Origin of the sequence: Paenibacillus sp. Cedars, from assembly GCF_003184205.1 — a bacterium.
In the GTDB taxonomy this organism is placed as follows: domain Bacteria; phylum Bacillota; class Bacilli; order Paenibacillales; family Paenibacillaceae; genus Paenibacillus_AQ; species Paenibacillus_AQ glucanolyticus.
The window spans coordinates 3685407-3702137 of record NZ_CP020866.1 but is presented as its reverse complement, the minus strand read 5'-3'; the positions used below and the strand labels follow the sequence as shown (position 1 = coordinate 3702137).

The 16731-nt window shown below is 48.4% G+C and carries 14 protein-coding genes and 1 other annotated feature; all 14 genes read left to right on the top strand.

Annotation, left to right across the window (positions count from 1 at the left end):
• Positions 1–29: 29 nt before the first annotated feature.
• The 14 genes from B9D94_RS18700 (at position 30) to mntR (ending at position 16678) form a co-directional block, all read left to right on the top strand.
• Positions 30–914, top strand: a complete 885-nt coding sequence (locus tag B9D94_RS18700) for a carbohydrate ABC transporter permease (protein ID WP_006209338.1) — start codon at positions 30–32, stop codon at positions 912–914.
• Positions 914–1741, top strand: a complete 828-nt coding sequence (locus tag B9D94_RS18695; protein ID WP_006209339.1) for a carbohydrate ABC transporter permease — start codon at positions 914–916, stop codon at positions 1739–1741. Before B9D94_RS18700 ends, B9D94_RS18695 begins: the two co-directional genes overlap by 1 nt.
• 21 nt (positions 1742–1762) lie before the next feature.
• Complete coding sequence (locus B9D94_RS18690) at positions 1763–3619, top strand: cache domain-containing sensor histidine kinase (protein WP_006209340.1); 1857 nt, start codon at positions 1763–1765, stop codon at positions 3617–3619.
• Positions 3597–4382, top strand: a complete 786-nt coding sequence (locus tag B9D94_RS18685; RefSeq protein ID WP_006209341.1) for a response regulator transcription factor — start codon at positions 3597–3599, stop codon at positions 4380–4382. The genes B9D94_RS18690 and B9D94_RS18685 overlap by 23 nt, the downstream gene beginning before the upstream one ends.
• Before the next feature lie 99 nt (positions 4383–4481).
• Positions 4482–6122 carry a beta-N-acetylhexosaminidase gene (gene nagZ, locus B9D94_RS18680; RefSeq protein ID WP_148247686.1) on the top strand — a complete coding sequence of 547 codons (1641 nt, stop codon included), beginning with the start codon at positions 4482–4484 and terminating at the stop codon, positions 6120–6122.
• A 155-nt stretch (positions 6123–6277) separates the two neighbouring features.
• A complete protein-coding gene (locus B9D94_RS18675; protein WP_148247685.1) occupies positions 6278–8998 on the top strand; it encodes a stalk domain-containing protein in 2721 nt (906 codons plus the stop codon).
• Positions 8999–9229: 231 nt separating this feature from the next.
• Positions 9230–9700 carry a Fur family transcriptional regulator gene (locus B9D94_RS18670; protein ID WP_006209343.1) on the top strand — a complete coding sequence of 157 codons (471 nt, stop codon included), beginning with the start codon at positions 9230–9232 and terminating at the stop codon, positions 9698–9700.
• Positions 9697–9954 (top strand): membrane protein insertion efficiency factor YidD, encoded by a 258-nt coding sequence (yidD, locus tag B9D94_RS18665; RefSeq protein ID WP_006209344.1) that lies wholly within the window; start codon positions 9697–9699, stop codon positions 9952–9954. The genes B9D94_RS18670 and yidD overlap by 4 nt, the downstream gene beginning before the upstream one ends.
• A gap of 117 nt (positions 9955–10071) precedes the next feature.
• Positions 10072–10331, top strand: a binding site (T-box leader).
• Between the two features lie 80 nt (positions 10332–10411).
• On the top strand, positions 10412–12400 hold the full coding sequence (metG, locus tag B9D94_RS18660) for a methionine--tRNA ligase (protein WP_148247684.1): 1989 nt from the start codon (positions 10412–10414) through the stop codon (positions 12398–12400).
• Between the two features lie 204 nt (positions 12401–12604).
• Positions 12605–13663 carry a metal ABC transporter solute-binding protein, Zn/Mn family gene (locus B9D94_RS18655; RefSeq protein WP_082834325.1) on the top strand — a complete coding sequence of 353 codons (1059 nt, stop codon included), beginning with the start codon at positions 12605–12607 and terminating at the stop codon, positions 13661–13663.
• Between the two features lie 100 nt (positions 13664–13763).
• Positions 13764–14513, top strand: a complete 750-nt coding sequence (locus B9D94_RS18650; protein ID WP_006209347.1) for a metal ABC transporter ATP-binding protein — start codon at positions 13764–13766, stop codon at positions 14511–14513.
• 48 nt (positions 14514–14561) lie between these two features.
• Positions 14562–15368: a metal ABC transporter permease gene (locus B9D94_RS18645; RefSeq protein WP_036636746.1), complete on the top strand. Its 807-nt coding sequence runs from the start codon at positions 14562–14564 to the stop codon at positions 15366–15368.
• Between the two features lie 17 nt (positions 15369–15385).
• On the top strand, positions 15386–16099 hold the full coding sequence (locus B9D94_RS18640) for a cytochrome c biogenesis CcdA family protein (RefSeq protein WP_006209349.1): 714 nt from the start codon (positions 15386–15388) through the stop codon (positions 16097–16099).
• A gap of 153 nt (positions 16100–16252) precedes the next feature.
• On the top strand, positions 16253–16678 hold the full coding sequence (mntR, locus tag B9D94_RS18635; protein ID WP_006209350.1) for a transcriptional regulator MntR: 426 nt from the start codon (positions 16253–16255) through the stop codon (positions 16676–16678).
• The last annotated feature ends 53 nt before the right edge of the window (positions 16679–16731 follow it).

Below are 16731 nucleotides of genomic sequence, written 5' to 3'. Positions count from 1 at the left end.
AAATTACAGACATAAATACGGAGGTTACCATGAACAAAGCGCTGAGAAATCCTCTGATTTACATCGTTTTTGTGCTGCCGGCATTCATACTGTTTCTGGCCTTTTTCATATACCCGATTTTCACTGCGTTTGATAACAGCTTTACGAGCTGGAACGGCATCTCCAAAGATGTGAAGTACATTGGGCTTGATAACTATGTTACCGCAATTAATGACGATGCTTTTTGGAAAGCAGTTAAGAATAACGTTTATTTCATTCTCTTTTCCTGTTTGATCCAGGTTCCGATTATCGTGATTTTCTCATTGCTTATTGCAAACGTGAAACGTCTGAAGGGACTTTACAAGACAGCGGTTTTTGCACCATCTATTATGTCAACAGCAGTTATCGGCATTTTGTGGGGATTCATTTACAACCCGGACTTTGGCCTGATGAATGAAATTTTAGGATTGGTTGGCGTTGAGCCAATTTACTGGCTGTCTGATCGAAAATGGGCCATGATTGCCATCCTCATTACGAACGGCTGGCAATGGACCGGCTTTTACATCGTGATGGTGCTTGCGGCGATTCTATCCATACCTAAGGAACTTGATGAGGCTGCCGCGATGGATGGTGCGACAGGCGTTCAGAGAGCCACGAAAATCACGCTTCCATTAATTATGCCAATTATCTCTGTAGTGATCATGCTTTCGATCGCGGGAGCCATGAAAGCGGCGGATATTATTCTGGTTATGACCAAGGGCGGGCCGGCCGGCTCAACCGACGTTATGGCAACATATATGATTCGATATGCAATTACGAGTTTCAAACATGGTTTTGGCAATTCGATTGCCGTGTTGATCTTCCTCTTCACGATTATCGTAACCGTGCTCTACCAGGTGCTGATTGCACGTCGCAACGAAAGGATTGAATACTGATGAGAGCACTTAAGAAACTGATCCCGCATATATTCCTGATGGCTTATCTGCTCATTATTCTCTATCCATTCCTGTTCGTGTTGTTCTCTTCCGTGAAAGTGGATAATCAGTCCATCGCGTCGAACCCGTTTGGACTGCCAAGCACGTTTGTATTCGATAACTACGTCAATGCGTGGGTTAACGCCAAGATCAGCACCTACTTCTGGAACAGCTTGTACATCGGCGTGCTGTCTGCCTGCTTGTCGATCCTGTTTGCGGCAATGCTGGCATTTGCGGTCACACGCATGCGGTACAACCGGATCAGCGCAATTGTTTTCCAATGTATTTTAATAGGGATGCTGATTCCTAACAATTCTCTGATGCTGCCGATTTATGGCATGATGAGACAGCTCGACATTTTGAACACACATATGGCTCTCATTCTACCGTATGTTGCTAATGCGATACCCTTCTCTGTCATTATTCTGGCAGCCTTCATGCGGTCGTTGCCCGGAGAAATAGAAGAAGCGGCAGTTATTGATGGATTGAGGTCTGGCGGGTTGTTTGCTAGAATTATCTTACCTCTAACCGTTCCGGCCATCGTTACCGTTTTCATTATCAACTTCCTCGGTAACTGGAACGAATTCTTGCTTGCTAACTATTTCCTATCTAATGATGAACTGAGAACGCTGCCTGTCGGAATGGTCGGTTTCAGAGACGCCTATAATATGAACTACGCGCAGATGTCGGCGGGTATCGTATTCAGCGTACTTCCGGTCCTAATCATCTATGCAGTTCTACAAGAGAAGATTATTGAAGGTGTCACCGCAGGAAGTGTCAAGGGGTAATACAGGAGCGGGAGCATGCGTATGAATTTGCGGAACAAACTATTCACGGCCTTTTTGGGGCTCATTATTATTCCGTTATTTGTGCTAGGTCTATTTACTTTCTTTATTACCTATAACTCGATTGAGAAAAAGTACAGTCAGCAAGCCGAGTACTCCCTTAAAGCGATCAGTTACAGCATTCTGAACGTGTTTAAGGAAATGGAATATGTCACGGATAACGGGATTGCCACATCCGTATTTGCGATGGCGCTGAATGCCAAGGACCCCGATGCGCAAAATCTGATCAAGGAATCAAATGCGGATCAGCTGAAACTCAATGACAGACAGCGCAGTTTTCGAAACCTTCTATATAATCATCCTGCGATCAGTTATGCGTTTTTGTATCATTTCAGCAAAGAGTCGCCACCGATTCCGATTTTTAGTAAAGAAAATTTCAGAACCCTGCCTTACGAACAATTTAAGAATAGTCCTCTATATGAAGAGGTTGTCAAACTGAACGGAATTCCCAAATGGCTGGCTCCGCATGAATTTCCGGAATTGACGGGTGCGGACCCGGTCTTCACCCAGATCAGGCTCATTAAGGATGTCTCCACACTTCGCAAGCTAGGTATTCTTGTTGTTCAGATCAAAAAATGGGAATTTGAAGAGATCTTCCGTAACCTTACACTCCCGAACAATCTGCAGAACACCTCATTCATGGTAGTTAATAATGAGGGATTAATCCTCTTTGATCCAAAGAATGATATGGATGGCCAAAATATCAGTCAGTATATGAAGCAAAAAGTCGAGTTTAAACAAGGCTACCAGAGCTTTAAAGCCAAGTTTAACGGCAATGAGAACATTGTCTCCATCTATCATCTGAACGATTATGGCTGGAATCTCGTTTCGGTTACCGATTGGAATTCTTTGTCGCAGGAGGTTACTTCCTTTGCCAAATGGTTCTTTGTCATTATGGGCATCAGCCTTGTCACAGCCATTGTGTTCAACCGTCTGTTCATGAACCGGATTACCGGCACGATCGCTGTCATTGTACGCTTTATGCGCCGAGTGGAGGATGGGGATTTGAGCGCGAGAGTTGAAGAGAAGGGAGAGGATGAACTGCTGCTCCTCTCGAAAGGGTTCAACAATTTGATGAACCGGATCAACAATCTATTTGCGCAGATCAAGAAGGAACAGCGGCAGAAGACCGAAGCAGAGATGCGGGTGTTGCAGGCACAGATTAAGCCGCATTTTCTCTTTAATACATTGGAATCTATCAATGTCCTTGCCATCCAGAATGAAGGGCGCAAGGTCAGTGAAATGGTATACCGGCTTGCCAGCATTTTGCGAATCAGTATACAGGACAAGGAAGAGATCACACTCGAGGAAGAAATCAAGCATTTGCAGAGTTATCTCGAAATTCAGAAGTTTCGGTTCGAGGATTTGTTCGAATATGAAATCGACGTTCCGAGGGAGCTCATGCACAGCCGTATCCTGAAGCTGACGCTGCAGCCGCTTGTCGAGAACAGCATACAGCATGGATTTGAAGGGATAGCCTATACGGGAATGATTCGCATATCCGCGTGGAAGGAACTCGGGAATGTTTTCATCCGGGTGGAGGATAACGGGCTTGGAATGACCTCCGAACAGCTGTCGATGTTTGAATATATGGTATCCGAGGATAACGTGTCCGAACAGACAACGATGCAGAACCTTAAAGTGAACCAGGAACGGCGTGGACTAGGACTGCGAAGCGTGGCAGACCGGCTAAGGATTCAGTACGGGGATTATTACGGTCTGTTCATATGCTCCAGCCGTCCTGGCGGAACCGTTATACAATGTGTCATACCCAATTATGACAGGGGGGAAGGGCAGCATGCTGAAGGTATTATTAGTTGACGATGAGGCTCCCATCTTGAACAATCTCAGCAGGGTTCTGCCTTGGGAAGAGATGGGGATGAAGGTTGTCGGACTTGCCAGAAGCGGGATGGAGGCACTTGAAGTAGCTGATCAGCATCATCTCGATTTGATTCTGTCGGATATCCGGATGCCTGTGATGGATGGATTGTCCTTTATTACGAAGATCCGCGATAAGGGGAGCAAGGCGGAAATCTTTTTGCTGACGGGTTATCAGGAATTTGAATATGCGCGGGAAGCAATCAAACTTGGCGTTAAAGATTATATCAGCAAGCCGATTCATTACGGTGAACTGGAGATGAAGATTCGGGACATTGGGGAGGAAATCCGCAAGAAGAGAGCGAAAGAGAAGTATTACAGCACCGTTTCGCTAATTGATGAGGCTCCAAATCCTGTAGCTGTCAAGAAAACACCCGACCAATTGGTTACATCCGCATTAGAGTATATCAATACCCATATGGGGCAGGATTTGGGCATTGAGGAGCTCTCGGAACATCTGGGCATCAGCTCAAGTTACTTCTGCTTATTGTTCAAGAACCATGTGGGTCTTACCTTTGTGGAATACTTGACGAGACAGCGAATGGAGGCTGCCAAGTTTCTGCTTGTGAACAGCGATAAGAATATTGCGCAGATCGGTTCTTTTGTCGGTTATCATGAACGCCGTTATTTCACCAAGGTGTTTCAAAAGGCCACGGGCATGACGCCATCCGAATTCCGGGAAATGTCCGGGGAGGCAACGGTCTAGATCTGCCCTGTACGAATGCGGGCTGCCAAGTCATCATACGAACCCGCTCAACCAGCCTTGCATGGTCCTTAAATTGATAGAAAGTAGGTTTTTGAAACCATGAAATGGACGATAGCGGATTTATCTTTAGAGCAAAAGGTGGGGCAAATGTTTATATGCGGATTCAATGCCCTAACGCCGAATGAACATGCAAACATACTGATCGATCAATATCAGGTCGGGGGTATCTGTTATTTCCGCCGAAACGTGAGAACGCTGCCCCAGCTGGCCGAGCTTTCGGAATCGTTGCAGCAGCTCGCCTCAGGCAGCCAGAAGCTCCCGCTTCTGCTCTCGATTGATCAGGAAGGCGGCATGGTTGCACGAATCGATCATGAAGGCATCAGCCGCATTCCTGGTAATATGGCGCTTGGCGCAGCGGGAAGCGCGGAAGATTCCTACAGGGTGGCACAGATTGGGGCGCGTGAGCTTCGTTCACTCGGTGTGAACATGAACTTTGCGCCTTGTCTGGATGTCAACAACAACCCTCGCAATCCGGTGATCGGCGTACGTTCCTTCAGTGAAGACCCGGAAGCCGTTGCTGCCCTTGGGACAGCTGCGATTAAGGGATACCAGGAAGAGGGAGTATCTGCAACAGCCAAACATTTTCCCGGACATGGCGACACCAGCGTCGATTCCCATCTGGGGCGGGCTTCTGTGCCGCATGATATGGAACGGCTTCGCCGTGTAGAATTATACCCCTTCGCGCAAGCGATCAAGGCTGGCGTTGATGCGATTATGACCGCGCACGTCAGCTTCCCGGCAATCGAATCGAGTGATCTCCCGGCAACCCTCTCGCATGCCGTGCTGACCGGACTTCTTCGAGAGGAGATGGGGTTTGAAGGGCTGATCGTGACAGACTGTCTAGAGATGCATGCCATCTCCAAAGAGTATGGCATTCCTGAAGGAGCGATTCGTGCTATTGAAGCCGGCGCGGACTGCGTGCTGGTCAGCCATACCCTGTCAGAGCAGACCGCAGCGATTACAGCTGTCATTGAAGCCGTTCAAAGCGGAAGATTGTCCATGAACCTGATCGACAGGTCTGTAGAGCGGATATTAGCGCTCAAGGAGCGCAATGCGAAGCTTGCCGAAGAGCTGCCGGTCCAATCGATTGGAGAGGTGACGGAAGAGACCAAACAATTACTGGCCCAAATCGCGGGCAGAGGAATCACGCTGGTGAAAGACGAAGGCCAGCTTCCACTTCAGGCAGAGCAAGCGATTGCGGTTATCTGGCCAGAGCTGCTGCAAGCTACCCAGGTGGATGAAGCCTGGAGCAAAAGCTATACGTTAGGCGATGCGCTGAGAAGTTATGGGGTGCAGGCAGACGATCTGCGTGTCGGAACCGATATGTCGGATGCGGAGGTAGAGCAAGCAGTTAAGGCTGCTGAAGGCTATAGACAAATTGTAGTGGCTACGTACACGTCGGAGAGCCGTCTCCCCGCGGGACAACAGAAGCTGGTGAATAAGCTGGCTGAGCTTGAGGGTGTGTCAATCGTTGTTGTTGCAACCCGCAATCCATATGATATGAATGACCTTCCTCCCGTTGCAACATATCTGTGCAGTTACGAGAACACACCTTATTATATGAATGCGGCTGCCGGCGTCTTGTTGGGCAAGGTGATACCGGAAGGGAAACTCCCGGTCAGCATTAGCGATACTTATCCGCTGGGTTGGGGCGGCCACCAGGATTATGTCAATAATTAAATAAATGTTATTGGAGCCGGAGTCTTCCTTACGGGGAATGCTCCGGTTTTCCTATTTTCCAGCTATTTCTGAGCAACTTTTCGGGAATGTTGGCGTCTAATACTATGTCCCATAGAGGCAGACAGACTATACTGAGTGTTTTAAAGGAGTAAAGGATGAATTTCAAAAGAATCTCGATGATTACAGTCCTTGCCGCGGCCCAAGTATCAACGGCTCTTCCCGTGGCAGCTGAATCACCGGATATTACAGCTCCGGCGCTAATTAGCAATTCAGCGCTGCAGTCCCCGGTGGAAGGACAAACCCAGCAGAGCAGAGAACAGCAGACGGAATTGCAGCAAGCCGAAGAAACGCCAAATGAAACACCGACCCAGGCAGTCGAAGGTACGATAAGCGATCCTGATTCCGATTCTTCTGCACCAAATGAACAGCAGGAGGAGCAGGAAAGCGATCCTTCCGATAATACGGTATCAGAAAATGAAGAGGGCAGTACGACCGAAGATAAGTCCGAGATCGGCACTTCCCAGGTTTCAGCCAATGAACTGGTGCTGATGATGAACAGCAATGTAATGTATCACAACGGTAAGCAGTACAAGGCAGGACAGCCGATGGCTGTGAAGCAAGGAGTATCCTATGTGGCTATCCGTGCGATGGTTGAACGCGCAGGACTAAAGCTGGCTTATGATAACAAGACAAAGGAAACGATCATCCTTAAAGACGGCAATGAACTACGCTTTACGACAGGAAGCAGCAATTATAAAGTGAACGGACAGGTGCGCCCAATGAAAGGCGCTGCCTATCAGAGCAGCAATGTGTTTATGGTTCCATTAACCGCAATCACGCAAGCGCTTGATATTCCATATAAGGTTAATCAGCCAGAGAAGAAGGTTATTCTGGATTTATCCAAGATGGGCAATGACAGCAATAGCGGTCAACAGCCCGGTGGAAATAACGGCGGGGAACCAGGGAGCGAGACTCCCAATATACCGAATCTTGGCCCCAATGACCTGATCCTGATGATGAACAGCAACAAGATGTACCAGAACGGGAAAACGTATACCGCTGGACAGCCGATGGCTGTCCAGAATGGCGTATCCTATGTTGCGATTCGTTCCCTTGTTGATCGGGTCGGCCTGAAACTGACTTATGACGGGAAAACAAAAGAAACGATCATTATCCGTGGCAGCGATGAGCTTCGCTTCAAGACGAACAGCAGCGTATACACTGTGAATGGTCAGAGAAAATCAATGAAGGGCCCGGCATACCAGTCCAACAATACGTTCATGGTGCCGCTGACCAGCATTACGCAGGCGCTTGATATCTCTTATCGGGTGGATCAGCCGAACAAGCGGATTATACTCAGCGTGAGCTCAAAGCCGGTGGCTTCCTTTACCGTTCAGTCTGGTGAGATCCTTGCCGGTCAGAAGGTTACGTATAAAACGAACTCGTATTCGCCGACAGGCCTTGCGATCGTAAATGAGCATTGGGAAGGCCGCGAAGAGGTTTTCAATGAACCCGGCGTGCATACGGTTTCCTACTCCGTACAGGATTCGAGTGGGGAGTGGAGCGAGCCGTATACACTCAGCATCCATATATCAGCTCCAAACACCCCGCCTGTAGCGATGTTTGATACCGATAAGAAGGAATATAAGATCGGTGAGAAAATTACGTATATCAACCAGAGTTATGACAGTGATCCTGGCGATGAGATTACGTATAAATGGGAAAACAATGATCAGGCCTTTTTCACGGCCGGCCCGCATAAAGTGTTATTGATTGTTACGGATAAGCATGGCGCCACCAGCTCTTATGAGAAAATCATTAACGTAACGAATGAGGTCTTGTATACAAAGGATCAATTCAATCAGTTATTTACGGGTATCGGCGACAAATATACGTTTGACGGAACAGCGGTGCCAACATGGAATCTTATGCCCATTACGAGAAGCTCCGAGCCCAGCTTGTTGATCCGCAGCAACTCTCCGGAAACAGTATATCAAGAGGGGATTGTGTACCGCGAGATTGGCAATGCCAGCACACGCTTCATGATTCACCATTTGAACGCAACCGGAAAAAACATGAAGATGTACGTAGTCGCAACTAATATCAACACATCGACGGCACGCCTGACAACCGAGTATACCGGAATGGGCGGACCGATTAATATTCCTACAGCGACAGGCAAAGCAGCCGTGCAGCGTTACCTTGAATCGATGCAGTCACCGGATTCGTTCAAGACGATTTCCCTTGCACCTGGGGAAAGTCGAATCATTTTACAAGATTTAAGCGCGCAAACCATGAAGAACCAGCAGGTGCTCTCGATGTTTGCTGATTTGTATTCGGATTCGCCGATCCGATATGACGTTATCATGATTGATGAAGTCAAGGATCCGATTCAAAAGCTTCCTTATCTGATTCTGCATCCGAGTGATGGCGTTCATAATCGGGGAACCTATCCGGATTCCACGCGGATTATCGAGTCTTACGAACTGGTAGGGAATACACCTTCCCGGCTTGCACTGGGTGACAAGACAAATGATCCGAATCTGGAAGGGTATGACGGCATTAACGGCTCATATCAATCCAATGCCGGCAACTTCGGTGTACTGTACAAAATCAAGCTGCACCGCGTAGCGCCCAATACGCTGATCACGCTGAATCCGCGCGGAGGCAAGTACATGGGCGCGATGATGGTGAACGGAAACATCATTCAGACGCCGAATACAAGCGGAGGCGCAATTTCCGCTCCGAATGAAGCCGCAGTACTGTACCGTACAGGCAATTACGAGCAGAGCGTAGAGATTTTGTTCACAGCAGCACCGGGAAGCAGTCTGCCAATCAACATCCTCTTGCAGCCGCTGCCGCAGGTTAAGAACTAATATTACTTTCTTATGACAACAAGGGCAGTCCTTACAACCACGGAAATGGTGAGAGGGCTGCCCTTTTTATGATGATTCGTATCCGTCGGTGCGGTGATCCGAAGCCGTCGCTATTGAATCATGGCGTTCAATGTACGAACACAGCAGGCACATAACCGCTTACATTGACGATGTCTCATTTTTCAGGCATTATAAGGAGAGAGTATCTTCATGAAGAGGAGGTTATTGCGTATGCTTACGACAGAAGAGATTATCGACGCCATGTCGGAACAGGGGCTGCGCATTACCGATCAGCGCAAGACGCTTGCCAAATTGTTTGGGGAACATCCCGGCTATTTGACAGCTAAGGATGTATACGAATATATGGGCCGGAAGTACAGCGGTTTGAGCTTTGATACGGTGTATCGTAATCTTCGGGTATTGTATGAGCTTGGCGTATTGGAGCAGGTCGTGTTCGAGGAAGGGATCAAGTTCAGAGGACGGTGCAGCGAGGATCATCACCATCATCATATGATCTGCCTGCAATGCCAGAAGACGTATCCGATCACGTTCTGTCCGATGCAGTTGACCGATGCGCCGGATGATTTTCAAGTCGTTCAGCATAAATTCGAAGTGTTTGGCTACTGCCGGGATTGCAGCAAGGATAATACCGATAAGGGAACCTCACCTTCAAGTGGAGGAAAACGGGACAACCGGGCATGAGCACCGCGCGCAGGGTTGTGAAGGTGCCGATACACTTCTATCGGAAATTCATTTCACCGTTGAAACCGGCAACCTGCCGATTTTATCCGACCTGCTCAGCCTACGCTTTGGAGGCCGTTGAAGTGCACGGTGCCTTGAAGGGGTCCTGGCTGGCGGCCAAGCGGATTGCAAGATGTCATCCGTTTAATCCTGGCGGCATTGACATGGTTCCGCCGCGCAAAGGAGAGTCGCACTCTCCATTGACGGAGGAATAGTCCTTGTCCCTGGTAAAATGCTTGCGGTTGTGGCATGCTGACAGTAGGAATAGGATGTCCGCACAGACCGGCTTGACACCCGGCAGCCCATTTTATTAAAATGATAAGAAATTATAGGTAAATCCGAGGAAGAGATAAGTACGAAAAGCTGCGCCTTGTACAGAGAGCCGGGGAAGCTGGAAACCGGTCATGGCGAATTTCGGAAAATGGTCTTGGAGGATCCGCTTTTGAGCGCTGCAGCCAGCATGGGAGGCTGCTGTAAGGGAGCGGCGTGAGCCAGCGTTAATGGACGGCCGCTTGACGGCAGAAGAGCCTGTTGCCCGTAAGGGTACAGGGAATTTGGGTGGTAACACGTGAGAACAACTCTCGTCCCATGGGGACGGGGGTTTTTTGCTGTTTTCCTGCATGCCGGCAATAGCTTGATACAACAATTAATTTAAGGCAAAGGAAGGTTTTTATGGCCGACAAAAAGACGTTTTATATTACAACACCCATCTATTATCCAAGCGACAAGCTGCATATCGGGCATGCCTACACCACGGTGGCAGGAGATGCCATGGCTCGCTACAAGCGGCTTCGAGGTTACGATGTCCGTTATTTGACGGGAACCGATGAGCATGGACAAAAGATTGAACGGAAAGCGGAAGAAGCAGGGAAGACTCCTCAGCAGTTCGTGGACGACATTGTGGCTGGAATCAAGGATCTGTGGAAGAAGCTGGACATCTCGAACGAGGATTTCATTCGTACTACGGAGAAGCGCCATACAACGGTGGTGCAGGAGGTATTTGAACGACTGCTCAAGCAAGATGATATCTACAAGGGCGAGTATGAAGGCTGGTACTGCACACCTTGCGAATCGTTTTTCCTGGAGCGTCAGCTGGTGAACGGCAATTGTCCGGACTGCGGTCGTCCGGTAGAGCTTGTGAAGGAGGAGAGCTACTTCTTCCGCATGAGCAAGTATGTGGACCGCCTGCTTCAGTACTATGAAGAGAACCCGGATTTTATCCAGCCGGTGTCCCGCAAGAATGAGATGATCAACAACTTCATTAAACCGGGCCTTGAGGATCTGGCTGTTTCTCGTACGACCTATGAGTGGGGCGTAAAAGTCAAAAGCGATCCGAAACATGTGATTTATGTGTGGATTGATGCACTCCTGAACTATATAACGGCACTTGGATACGGTGCAGAGGACACCAGCATGTATGATAAATACTGGCCAGCCGATGTACACCTGATGAGTAAGGAGATTGTGCGTTTCCATACGATCTATTGGCCGATCATCCTGATGGCACTCGATGTGCCGCTTCCGAAAAAAGTGTTTGCCCATGGCTGGCTGCTGATGAAGGACGGTAAAATGTCCAAGTCCAAAGGTAACGTGGTTGATCCGGTCACGATGATTGACCGGTATGGACTGGATGCGCTTCGTTATTATTTGCTGCGCGAGGTTCCATTTGGCGCGGACGGTACGTTTACGCCGGAGAGCTTTGTCGAGCGGGTAAACTCGGATCTTGCCAACGACCTGGGCAACCTGCTGAACCGCACCGTGGCCATGGTCGATAAATATTTTGACGGAGAAGTCCCGGCATTAATTGCAGGTGTGACACCGTTTGATGCCGCCATAGAGGAAGCCGCCAAGACCGTGTATGACAAAGTCGAGACCGCTATGGAGAATATGGAATTCTCGGTTGCCTTGACGGCGATCAGCCAGTTTGTCAGCCGCAGCAACAAATATATTGATGAGACACAGCCATGGACGCTGGCTAAAGATGAGGGCAAACGCCACGAACTCGCATCCGTGATGAGTCATTTGGTGGAAACGCTCCGCGTAGCGTCCATTCTGCTGCAGCCGTTCCTGACCCGTACGCCGAAGAAAATGTGGGATCAGCTCGGCCTGGTGGAGGGTGAGCTGACGACTTGGGAGAGCGGCCGTCAGTTCGGGGCCATTCCGGCCGGAACGAAACTGCAAAAAGGCGAGCCGATCTTCCCGCGTCTGGACACAGAGCAAGAAGTGGCGTTCATCGTAGAGGCGATGACAGGCGGCACGAAGGCTGTCCAGGAAGAGGCTTCTGCCTCGGGTGCTTCTTCATCCGAGAATAGCGCAGCAGAGCCTGTAGAGCTCAAAGAGGAGATAGGCATAGAGGATTTCGCCAAGGTTGAGCTTCGAGTGGCGCAGGTAATCTCCGCAGAGCCCGTGAAGAAAGCAGACAAGCTGCTGAAGCTGCAGCTTGATCTCGGTTTCGAACAGCGGCAAGTGGTATCCGGCATTGCCAAGTTTTACACGCCGGAGGAATTGGTGGGACGCAAAGTGATTTGTGTGACCAATCTGAAGCCGGTGAAACTAAGAGGAGAAATGTCGCAAGGGATGATCCTGGCCGCTTCCGAGGGGGATCAGTTAACGCTTGCAACGGTACCGGACAGCATGCCTAATGGAGCTGTCGTGAAATAATGTGCGACTATGTTGAATGAAGTCGGAATAGACGGTGTACCCTGTTAAGGGTACGCCGTTATTTTTTTCCGTTAATAAGGAGTACATAACATCTCTATCGAAATCTAATAGTAATTTTTACGATTTGGTTGACAATTGGGTTTTCCTGCTCTTATAATCTTGTTAGTAAAGTTTACGATTAAATGAACGGAGCGGTGTGGGGAGATGAACATGAGTAAGAGAAAGAATATGCTTAACAGTTGGACCTGGAGTATAACCTCCATGTTATTGGCAGTTGTCATTTTGTCCGGGTGTGGCAGTAAATCGGGCGGAGGCGTTGTAGAAGGCAAGGTCAACGTTATTACTACCTTTTATCCTATATATGAATTTACGAAGGAAATCGGCGGCGACGAGGTCAATGTGGTAAATCTTTTGCCAACCGGCGTAGAGCCGCATGATTGGACTCCGCGCAGCCAGGATATCGTCAACACTTCCAAAGCTCAGCTGTTTCTTTATAATGGCGCAGGTCTTGAGGGATGGGTACCCGGTTTTCTGAAGGGGCTTGATAAGGATACCCAGGTGAAACCAGTCGAAGTCAGCCAAGGCATTCAGTTGATTGATGCAGAGGGTGACGATGGTCACGGGCATGGAGAAGCAGCTCATGAAGAGGAGCACGACCACAGCCACGAGGAAGGTGCCGAAGAAAATCATGAAGGCCATGACCACGAAGAAGGCGCAACGGAGAATAACGCGAGTGCGCATCATGCAGATCCACATACATGGGTAAGTCCGAAATCGGCATTGGCGATGGCGGAGAACATCAAGAATAGCCTCGTTGAAGTGGATCCCGAACATAAGGACTTATATGAACAGCGCTATGAAGGATTGAAAGAGAAGCTCGTGAAGCTGGATAACGACTTTACGAATCAATTGTCCGGTTTGCCGAAAAAAGACATCGTTGTATCTCATCAGGCATTCGGTTATCTATGCCGGGATTATGGTCTGACACAGCATGCGATTATGGGATTGTCTCCAGATGCTGAGCCGAGAGCACAGGACATTGTGAACCTGACCAAAACGGTGAAGGAGAAGGAAGTTCAATATATTTTCTTCGAAGAACTTGTATCGGATAAACTTGCAAAAACGCTGGCTAATGAAGCGGGCGTGGAAACGCTGGTGCTGAATCCGGTTGAGGGATTGACGAAGGAGCAGGTGGACAGCGGTGAGAATTATTTCACGCTGATGGAGAAAAATTTGCAAAATCTAACGAAGGCATTACAATAAATAAGAAGGGGGATAATATCCCCCTCTTCTTTTGTGTCATGGAATGTTAATATGCTCGTATACTTGATAGAGAGACTACAGAGAGAAAGGCGGCCTGGTTATGGAACCGGCAGCGCAGGATTGCCATCAACCGATTATACAAATCAAGAATGTATCCTTTCATTATCGCGATCAGCAGGTGATCAAGGATCTTAATTTCACCATCAAAGAACGAGACTTTGTAGGGATCGTCGGCTCTAACGGAGCGGGCAAAACCACGTTGCTTCGCATGATCGTTGGATTGCTGCCTGCCGTGGAAGGATCCATCGAACTGTTTGGTCAGCCGATCCGGAAATTTCAGGACTGGGAGCGGATTGGATACGTTCCGCAGAAAAATTCGTTCAACCCGTTGTTTCCGGCAACCGTGCGCGAAGTGGTGATGTCCGGGTTATATAACCGCAAGAAAATGTTTCGCCGTCTGACCCGTCTGGATCATCAGAAATGCGAGGATGCTCTGGAAGTCATGCGTATTCAGGATATTGCAGACAAGCGGATCGGCGCCCTGTCCGGCGGTCAGCAGCAGCGTGTATTCCTGGCCCGTGCGCTTATCAATCGTCCGGATCTGCTCATATTGGACGAGCCAACGATTGGCATTGATGCCGAGACTCAGGCCGGATTTTTTGAATTGATTACCCATATGCATGCCCATCATCATATGACCTTTTTGATGGTGACCCATGACTTGGACATGGTTAAAGACTACTTGGGAGAGTCGCCGGTATCGCAGAACGGGAAAATACAATTTTATGTTCGCCATTCCCATGAAATCGAGAATTGCGCGGAAGTTGACCTGCAGCATTCGCTCGTATAATGCATTTGCATACGGAACTGTGTGAAGCAGGAGAAGGAGACGTTATCATTGCTTGATATTTTGCTTAGCGATTTTTTTCAGCGGGCGCTGATCGGAGGGGTTCTGATCGGTTTAACAGCCCCGCTTATCGGGATATTCCTCGTGCTGCGCAGGCTGTCCATGATCGGCGATACCTTATCGCATGTCACGATTGCGGGTGTGGCGCTGGGATTTTTGATTGAAGTATATCCACTAGCCGCAGGACTTGTGTTTGCGGTTCTGGCCTCTTTTGCGATTGAGAAGCTGAGAAAGGCATACAAAAGCTATGCCGAGCTGTCAATCGCGATTATTATGTCTGGCGGCGTAGCGTTGGCTTCGCTGTTTTTCACATTGGGAATGGGCTATAATACGGATGTTATGAGTTATTTATTTGGAAGCATCTATACGCTGGATACCACCGATATTTATATGGTAGGCGGTGTAACGATTATCGTGATCGCGGTGGTGGTCATGTTCTTCAAAGAATTCTTCCTGCTCAGTTTCGAGGAGGATGCGGCAAGCGTCAGCGGGCTGCCTGTCAAAATGATGAACATGATCATTACGGTTCTGACCGCACTTGTCGTAAGCACGGCCATCAAGATTGTGGGCGCACTTCTGGTATCTGCGCTCCTGACCATACCGGTAGCGATCAGTTTATTACTGGCGAGAAGCTTCCGAAGCTCCATCGTTTTATCGGTTATCATCTCCGAAATTGCCGTTATCGGGGGGCTGATGCTTGCGGGCGTATTCAATTTGGCACCGGGTGCAACTATCGTGCTGCTGCTGATTAGTCTGCTTATCGTCACACTTGTCGGCAAAAAGGGCTTTACGACATAAGGGGGTTCTGAAATAAAATGGCTGATATTAATATCGGCATTGCGTTTGCTGCCGGTTTTGCTTCCTTTATATCTCCATGCTGCTTACCGTTATACCCGTCCTACTTATCCATCATTACAGGCATGTCGGTGAATGACCTGAAGAATGAGCAGAACCGCAAGGAGGTCCGCTTCCGGACCATGACGCACACTTTGGCGTTCATCCTTGGGTTTTCTGCCGTTTATTACACCCTTGGCTGGGGGGCAGGTTTATTCGGGGAGTTTTTTACAGAGTATCAGGATCTGATTCGCCAGTTGTCTGCACTGCTTATCATTGTGATGGGACTTATGCTTATCGGCCTCTTCCAGCCTAAATTTCTAATGAAGGATCGGAAATTCAATTTTAAATCGAAGCCGACCGGATACATAGGAACGTTTTTGTTTGGCATCGGGTTTGCCGCAGGATGGTCGCCTTGCGTCGGGCCGATCTTAACGGCAATCATTGCACTGGCAGCCTCTGATCCAGGAACCTGGTTCCCGCTGATCACTTCGTACTCACTAGGATTTGCCGTTCCATTTTTCATCTTGGCATTCTTTATCGGCTCTACCCGCTGGATCCTGAAATATTCCAGCACGTTGATGAAGGTAGGCGGCATCCTGATGATTCTGATGGGGGTTCTGCTCTTTACGGATCAAATGTACAAAATTACGATTTGGCTGCAAGGCATTACGCCGGAGTGGCTCAAATTCTAATGAGCAGGTTAAGCTGGTCCAATTCATAAGTCAATAATGTTATAGGATTGGACCAGGACTTGCCAACGGGTCTTAAAAACATGTATCATTACTAGTGCAGGTAAAAGAGGTTTTTTTGCAATGGTTATGTAATTATAGAAAAGAGGGAATAAGATGCCGACACCTAGCATGGAGGATTATTTGGAGCGCATCTACAAGCTGATTGACGAAAAAGGATATGCGCGCGTTTCGGATATTGCCGAAGGCTTGGAGGTTCACCCCTCATCCGTCACGAAAATGATTCAAAAGCTGGACAAAGACGAATATTTGATTTATGAAAAATATCGTGGATTGGTGTTGACCAGCAAAGGCAAAAAAATGGGCAAGCGGCTCATGGAACGCCATCATTTGCTTGAGGAATTCCTTGAGATGATCGGTGTACAGGATGAAAATATTTATAAGGACGTTGAGGGAATCGAGCATCATTTGAGCTGGGATTCCATTATGAGAATTGAGACGCTTGTCGAGTATTTCAAGCGTGATGAGAATCGACTTCAGGATTTGCGTGACGTTCATAACGAATTAGTCAACGAATCGTAATGTGGCATCTGTCCGCTTGTGACAGATGCTTTTTTAAACTAAACTGTCATATT

Bases quoted from the DNA above. Each gene is read 5' to 3' on its own strand.
- B9D94_RS18695 (WP_006209339.1), top strand. From the start codon at position 914: ATGAGAGCACTTAAGAAACTGATCCCGCATATATTCCTGATGGCTTAT.
- yidD (WP_006209344.1), top strand. From the start codon at position 9,697: ATGAGCACCGCGCGCAGGGTTGTGAAGGTGCCGATACACTTCTATCGG.
- B9D94_RS18655 (WP_082834325.1), top strand. From the start codon at position 12,605: ATGAACATGAGTAAGAGAAAGAATATGCTTAACAGTTGGACCTGGAGT.
- B9D94_RS18685 (WP_006209341.1), top strand. From the start codon at position 3,597: ATGCTGAAGGTATTATTAGTTGACGATGAGGCTCCCATCTTGAACAAT.
- metG (WP_148247684.1), top strand. From the start codon at position 10,412: ATGGCCGACAAAAAGACGTTTTATATTACAACACCCATCTATTATCCA.
- B9D94_RS18640 (WP_006209349.1), top strand. From the start codon at position 15,386: ATGGCTGATATTAATATCGGCATTGCGTTTGCTGCCGGTTTTGCTTCC.
- B9D94_RS18700 (WP_006209338.1), top strand. From the start codon at position 30: ATGAACAAAGCGCTGAGAAATCCTCTGATTTACATCGTTTTTGTGCTG.
- mntR (WP_006209350.1), top strand. From the start codon at position 16,253: ATGCCGACACCTAGCATGGAGGATTATTTGGAGCGCATCTACAAGCTG.
- B9D94_RS18670 (WP_006209343.1), top strand. From the start codon at position 9,230: ATGCTTACGACAGAAGAGATTATCGACGCCATGTCGGAACAGGGGCTG.
- B9D94_RS18690 (WP_006209340.1), top strand. From the start codon at position 1,763: ATGAATTTGCGGAACAAACTATTCACGGCCTTTTTGGGGCTCATTATT.
- B9D94_RS18650 (WP_006209347.1), top strand. From the start codon at position 13,764: ATGGAACCGGCAGCGCAGGATTGCCATCAACCGATTATACAAATCAAG.
- B9D94_RS18675 (WP_148247685.1), top strand. From the start codon at position 6,278: ATGAATTTCAAAAGAATCTCGATGATTACAGTCCTTGCCGCGGCCCAA.
- nagZ (WP_148247686.1), top strand. From the start codon at position 4,482: ATGAAATGGACGATAGCGGATTTATCTTTAGAGCAAAAGGTGGGGCAA.